The 6,195-nt window shown below is 66.9% G+C and carries 4 protein-coding genes; all 4 read right to left on the bottom strand.

Annotated elements, in window-relative coordinates:
• Positions 1-114: 114 nt before the first annotated feature.
• The 4 genes from ACK4SE_RS12235 to mtgA all read right to left on the bottom strand — a co-directional run bounded on the left by ACK4SE_RS12235 (position 115) and on the right by mtgA (position 6,168).
• Positions 115-1,266 carry an OmpA family protein gene (locus ACK4SE_RS12235; RefSeq protein ID WP_409693055.1) on the bottom strand — a complete coding sequence of 384 codons (1,152 nt, stop codon included), beginning with the start codon at positions 1,264-1,266 and terminating at the stop codon, positions 115-117.
• Between the two features lie 251 nt (positions 1,267-1,517).
• On the bottom strand, positions 1,518-3,407 hold the full coding sequence (locus ACK4SE_RS12230; RefSeq protein ID WP_409693054.1) for a ubiquitin-activating E1 FCCH domain-containing protein: 1,890 nt from the start codon (positions 3,405-3,407) through the stop codon (positions 1,518-1,520).
• Between the two features lie 143 nt (positions 3,408-3,550).
• Positions 3,551-5,380, bottom strand: coding sequence for a M2 family metallopeptidase (locus ACK4SE_RS12225; protein WP_409693051.1), 1,830 nt, complete (start codon positions 5,378-5,380; stop codon positions 3,551-3,553).
• Between the two features lie 95 nt (positions 5,381-5,475).
• The gene (gene mtgA, locus ACK4SE_RS12220) at positions 5,476-6,168 is read right to left on the bottom strand and encodes a monofunctional biosynthetic peptidoglycan transglycosylase (protein ID WP_409693048.1); all 693 of its coding nucleotides are present in this window, start codon (positions 6,166-6,168) and stop codon (positions 5,476-5,478) included.
• Between the last annotated feature and the right edge of the window lie 27 nt (positions 6,169-6,195).

The raw sequence follows: 6,195 nt of genomic DNA, 5'->3' as shown, positions 1-6,195 counted from the left end.
AAGAAAAACGCCCCGCCTGGCGAGAGCCGGGCGGGGCGTTTGAAGTCTTGGCCGATGGCCGTCGACATCTTTCTGGAAACGTCCCTCCCGGCCGAGGCCGGGAGGGGTTGGTTTTTAGAAGTTGATGTCGATGGTGGCGCGCCGGTTGAGCGGCTCACGCACGCCGTCCGCGGTCGGACGGGCCAGATCGGTTTCACCGCGGGCGTCCAGCTGGACCACGCCGCCGGAGACACCTTGGGCGACCAGGGCGTCAGCGACGGTGCGCGAACGACGCTGGGACAGACCCAGGTTGTACTGGGCGGAACCCGAGGTGTCGGTGTGACCGACGATCAGGACGCGGGTCGGGCTGCCCGAACGGGCGTGGTTGGCCGCGGCGGTGACGACGTTGCGCGCTTCCGCAGTCAGGTCCGAGCGATCCCAGTCGAAGTAGACCACGAACTGCTCAGCAGCCGGCGCCGGAGCAGGCGGCGGGGGAGGCGGCGGCGGGGGAGGCGGGGGAGGCGGCGGGGGCGGCGGCGGCGGGGGAGGCGGGGGAGGAGCCGCAACCGGACCGAACGCATAACGCAGGCCCACGGTCACCGAGTGACTGAAGTCATAGTCACCTTCAAAGCTGCCCAGAGCCGGAGCGCCGACCGTGGTCGTGTCCCAGCCGGTGTCGCCGGTCAGGTAACGATAGGTCAGGTCGATGTTGGCGCGCTCGCCCACGGCCCATGCGAAGCCGGCCAGGCCCTGGAAGGCCATCTCGGTGCGGGAGTCATCAGCCGAGAGGGTCCCGTCACGGTCGCCACGCAGGTTGCCGATGGTGTCGATGGACACGCGGTTGGCGCCGACGCCGAGGCCCACGAACGGACGGAACGCCCAATCCGAAGAGCCGAAGTCGTACAGCACGTTCATGAACAGGGTGTTCGACTCGATGTCACCCTCGGGGGAGTGGCAGGGTCCGGTCGAGGGCGTCAGGTTGCACAGGCCGGAGGGAACCGCGTCGGTGAAGCGGCGAACGGTGCCGATGTCGCCCGAGCGATGGCCGCCTTCCAGTTCGACGCGCCAGTTGGGGTTCAGCCGATAGCCGAGGCGCGCGAACGCGGCCCAGCCGTCATTGACTTCCCATTCCCAAGCCGGACCGGCGTCGGAACGAGCGTTGATGCCGTCCTCCATCCAGTGACCGCCCAGGTCAATCGCACCATACCAGCCGTCCGGCTCCGCCGACACACTGGTCGCTGCGAAGAGCCCTGCCGCCGCAACACCGGCGAGAAGCTTCAACTTCATCTTTGTCCTCATCGTCTGAAAAATGTTTGCCCAAACCCCGACGCAATGCGCGGTGCTCGAACCGACGGAACGAGCGATACACGAAGCGGTTCCAGTAATAAGCCACGATTGCGACAACTGTGGCGCCATTCCAACACATATCGGAAAGGAAGATGGCGCAACCGCCGCTGCCCCGCTGAATACCGCACGACGCAGGGTGATGGCAATGGTGAAGCCAGACCCAAACCGTGCAGACGCCTGTCAGGAGCGCCTCAGCGCGCGATGCGCAGATCCGAAATGCTGCGGGCGATGGCGCGGAACGCCTCACGCAGGTCTGTATTGCCGCTGGGCAGATACACATGGTCGGCGCTGCTGGCGCAGCGCTCGATCACTTCCCGCGCTGTGTCCACCACATGGGGCGTGTTGTCGTTGGTGTTGGCGACGTCCAGGCCCACCGTATAGATAATGATGTCCTCGGCCTTCATGGCTTCGCACAGCCGCACAGCCTGCTGGAAGGGGTTGCCGTTCTGGGCGTCGCATCGAATGTGCCAGTTGGTGTCGCCGCTGCCGGCGCCGGCGTTCTGGGCGATGACGCCGTCGCAGTAGGGGGTGTTGAACTCGCCATCGGTCATCATCACCACGACCTTGAGGAGGTCCCTGGTCCCATAGGGGGCGGCGCGGTTCATGGCGCTGGGCCACAGATTGTTGAAATTGGGCGAGACGGCGTACCAGCCCCAGGCCAGACCCACCTGTCCCGCTGTGGAGCCGCCGTCCCTGAGCTGGCCGATCTGCTGGGTCAGATGATTTCGGTCGCTGGTGAGGGGGACAAGGGTGTTGGCGGGGCAGGCATTGTTGGGGATCGGATAATTGGCCCCCACGCGCGCATCGGCGGGCGACCGGTCGGTGTAGGCGTCAGGGCCGGTGCGCTCGCTGACGCAGGTGCTGATCTCGCTGGTGCGCTCGGCGCCCCAGCGGCCGGTGTAGGTGAGGTACTGACACCCATAGTCCGCGCAGATGGCCGTGCCCCCGGAGGAATAGCCCTGGCCGCGCGGGTTGGAGCCGGACAGCACGAAGGTGTGGGCCGTACGATTCGACACAATGTAGGTCGTATTATTCAGGGTGTTCAGGCCGTTCACATTGAAGATGCGAACCTGGCCGCCGTTCTGGAAGCCGTGGTTGTTCGAGGTGATGGTGACGGCGCAGTCGTTTCGCAGGCATTTCACCACCTGCCCATTGCCGCTGTAGTTGCCGTAGGATTGCGGGTTGATCTCCTGTCCGGCCAGGGTCTGGAGGCGGAAATTATTATTGTCCACGCGCTGGACCCGGAACGCCTGTTCGTTGATCTGGGTCATGCCGTTCGCGTTCCAGACGTAGACGAAATCGCCGGTCTGGAAGCCGTGTCCGTTGGAGGTGGCGGTGATGCGGCTGTTGGCCTTCGAGATCGAGGAAATCGCGCGCGTTGATCCTGTAGACCAGGCGGCGCCTGTGATGGTGCGGGCGGGCGGCGGCGTTCCCCGGGCGGCGTTGGCCATGGAGCCGAGGTTCACGCCCATGGAATAGGGGATGATCGCCGCCTTGGAGTAGTAGGGCGTCTGCTGGGTCTGGACGACCAGTTCCACCAGCTCGGTGGCGGAATCGCGCAGGGTGGCGATACGACCGCCCGCCATCGACCCGGTGATGTCCAGCACCAGGGCCACCTCCAGGTTAGTGGAGGAGCGCAGAACCTCGGATTCCACCCCGACCTGAACCTGATCGTCCAGGACCTGGCCATAGGGCGGCAGGAAGATGTTGGCGACCAGGGTGTCCACATCCACCTTGGAGTCGGCGATCACGGCCCCCTGTTGCGTCAGCCGGAAGGTGGTGAGGTCCTCACGCAGGGTAATCTGGGGGTAAGCCTGCAGGTTCGCGCGCAGGGCGGCCATGCCCACGGTCGTGATGCCTGCGTCATCCATATGGGGGGAGCGGGCCGCAGCCAGGGCCGCAGCGTCCAGGGCGTCCTGAAGATTGGCGCGCACGGTCGAGATGCGATGTACGTCCACGCCCACCAGTGCGGTCATGGTCAGAACCGGCAGGCTGAGGGCGAACATCATCGCCACGCCGCCCTGCCGGGCGCGCGCGAAACCTCGCATGAAGGCCAAAATACCGCCCAGCCGCTTCGCCATGCGCCGGAATCCCCGCATTCCTGGCGGACCTCATGTCCGCGTTTCGGGGCGAAGCATGAACAGGCGGGGTAAAGAAATGTCCCAACGGGCGGGGTTAACGGTGGGGGAGCACCCGCCCGCCCGGAGGCAGGCGGGGGGATCCCTCAGGCGTCCCAGCCGCAGCTCTGGCCGCGGTTCTGTTCGGTCAGCCAGGTGTCCAGCGGCGCGAAATACTGCGCCACCGCCGTGGCGTCGTTCTCGGGCGAGCCGGTGAAGGCCTCCATCGCCTGCGGCCACGGCTGGGACATGCCCATCTCCATCATGGCGTTGAAGCGTCGGCCCACTTCCTCGTTCCCGTAGACCGAGCAGCGGTGCAGCGGCCCGTCCCAACCGGCGATGTCGCAGGCCGCGCGGTGGAACTGGAATTGGTAGATGTGGGCCAGAAAGTAGCGCGTGTAGGGCACATTGCCGGGCACATGGTACTTTGCCCCGGGGTCAAAGGCGTTCTCCGGGCGCGGTCCGGGCGGCACCAGACCCTGATAGCGGAGCATGTTGGCGGACCAGGCGTCGTTGTATTGCGCCGGGGTCGTCGCGCCCGACTGCACGTCCCAGCGCCAGCGGTCGACCATCAGGCCGAACGGCAGGAAGGCGATCTTGTCCATGGCCATGCGCAGCAGGAAGGTGATGTCCTCCTCCTCGCCCGGAACCGTGTCCAGCAGGCCGATCTGGTTCAGGTAGGTGGGTGTGGCCGCCGACAGAGCGGCGAAATCGCCGATGGCCTCGTGGAAGCCGTCGTTGGCGCCGTTGCGGAACAGGAAGGGCTGCTGGTTGTAGGCGCGCTGGTAGTAGTTGTGGCCCAGCTCGTGGTGCATGGTCTGGAAGTCTTCGGCGTTGACCCGCGTGCACATCTTGATGCGCAGGTCGTCCACATTGTCCAGGTTCCAGGCCGAGGCGTGGCACACCACCTCGCGTCCCTCGGGCCGCGTGATCTGCGACCGCTCCCAGAAGGTCCCGGGCAGGGGATCCATGCCGATGGAGGTGTAGAATTGCTCGGAAACCCGGGCGATCTGCTCGGCGTCGTAATTCGCCGCCACCAGAAGCTGGGTCAGATCGACACTGGATTCCGGCAGGGTCGTGGGGGCCACCACGTCATAGATGTTGCCCCACTGCTGGGACCACATATTGCCCAGAAGGTCGGCGCGGATCGGGCCGGTGGCGGGCTGGACCTCATCGCCATAGCGCTCGTTCAGGCGAGCGCGCACATAGCAGTGCAGGTTCTCGTAGAACGGCTCGACCTGGGCCCACAGGCGGTCGGTCTCGGCGGCGAAGGCGTCCGGGTCCATGTCATAGCCCGACCGCCACATGGCGCCGGTGTCGGCGTAGCCCAGTTCGCGGGCGCCCTCGTTGGCGACCTCCACCAGCCGGGCGTAGTCCCCGGCCATGCCGGGCGAGATGGTGCGCCAGCCTTCGTACATGGCGCGGGTCACGGCCGGATCACGGGACTCGGCGATGATCTCCTCGGCGTCGTTCAATGTCAGCTGGCGGCCGTTATACTCGAACCGGCCCGTGGCGTAGGTGGAGTCCAGCCGTGTGGCGATCTCGGCCAGTTCGGCCGCCGCGCCAGGGCGGTTGGGCGCGGGCATGGTCAGGCCCTGACGCAGGATGTCCAGCTTGCGGCGGGTCTCCGGATCGGCGTCCACAGTGTTGAAGTGGGCCGCGGCGTTGGCCAGTTCGACGCCCAGCTCGGTGTATTCGGTGTTGGCCCGGGCCTCGAGCCACATGGTGTCGTGGATGATGTAGGTGTTGCGCACCCAGGCCACGCGCGCGGCATATTCGGCCACGTCGGTCAGGCGGGCCTCGGCGTCCAGCACGAAGGCGCGCGCGCCCTCCGGCGTAGCGGGGAAGCGGTCGGTGGCCGCGGTCTGGGCCTGAACGGCCAGCCCCCCGGCGGCGAGGGCGCAGGCGGCCGTGGCGGCCATCAGCAGACGTTTCATGGACATTCTCCTCCAGCCGACCCTGAGCCGGCCCCTTTGATGGCGCGCATGGGAAGCGCGGCCGGGCATCCCGTCAAGCCTGCGCTGTCAGGATCTCAGTCCAGAACGCAGTTCGCCAGACCATTGTTGCGCACCGTGCCCATGGCGGCCTGGATCCGTCCCGCGCGACGCTGCACGTAGGGGCCGGGACTGGCCGCCTGATAGCGGCGTGGACTGGGCAGGATGGCGGCCAGCCGGGCGGCTTCGGACGCGGTCAGGTCGGCGGCTGACTTGCGGAACCAGTAGCGGGCGGCCGCCTCGGCGCCGTAGACGCCGGGACCCCACTCGGCCACGTTCAGATAGACCTCGGCGATGCGCCGCTTGGGCCAGATGGTCTCGATGAGCACGGTGTAGCCGGCCTCCAGCCCCTTGCGCACCCAGCTGCGCTGGGGCCACAGGAAGACGTTCTTGGCGGTCTGCTGGCTGATGGTGGAGCCGCCGCGCACCTGTCCGCCGCGCCGGTTGCGCTCCAGCGCCTCTTCGATGGCTTCCATGTCGAAGCCCCGGTGCGAACAGAAGCGCGAATCCTCAGCCGCGATCACCGCCCGCACCAGATGGGGCGATATCTGGTCCAGGGCGCGCCAGCGGTAGTCGACGCCCTCGCCCTCGATCATCCGCGTCAGCATCAGCAGGGTGGTGGGCGGCGGCGCCACGGCGTGCATCAGCACCCCGCCCAGCGGCAGCAGCAGGATGATCAGGGCCAGGATCAGAAGAGGCCGCCCCCGCCGCCTTTCGGTCTCTTTAGTCATGGGGCATTGATACGCGAGCCACGCCGG

Origin of the sequence: Brevundimonas sp. (genome assembly GCF_046293315.1) — a bacterium.
GTDB lineage: Bacteria > Pseudomonadota > Alphaproteobacteria > Caulobacterales > Caulobacteraceae > Brevundimonas.
This window is presented reverse-complemented; position numbering and strand designations above follow the sequence as displayed.

Excerpts from the sequence above, each read along its gene's own strand:
- ACK4SE_RS12235 (WP_409693055.1), bottom strand. The coding sequence starts at position 1,266 with ATGAAGTTGAAGCTTCTCGCCGGTGTTGCGGCGGCAGGGCTCTTCGCA.
- ACK4SE_RS12230 (WP_409693054.1), bottom strand. The coding sequence starts at position 3,407 with ATGGCGAAGCGGCTGGGCGGTATTTTGGCCTTCATGCGAGGTTTCGCG.
- ACK4SE_RS12225 (WP_409693051.1), bottom strand. The coding sequence starts at position 5,380 with ATGAAACGTCTGCTGATGGCCGCCACGGCCGCCTGCGCCCTCGCCGCC.
- mtgA (WP_409693048.1), bottom strand. The coding sequence starts at position 6,168 with ATGACTAAAGAGACCGAAAGGCGGCGGGGGCGGCCTCTTCTGATCCTG.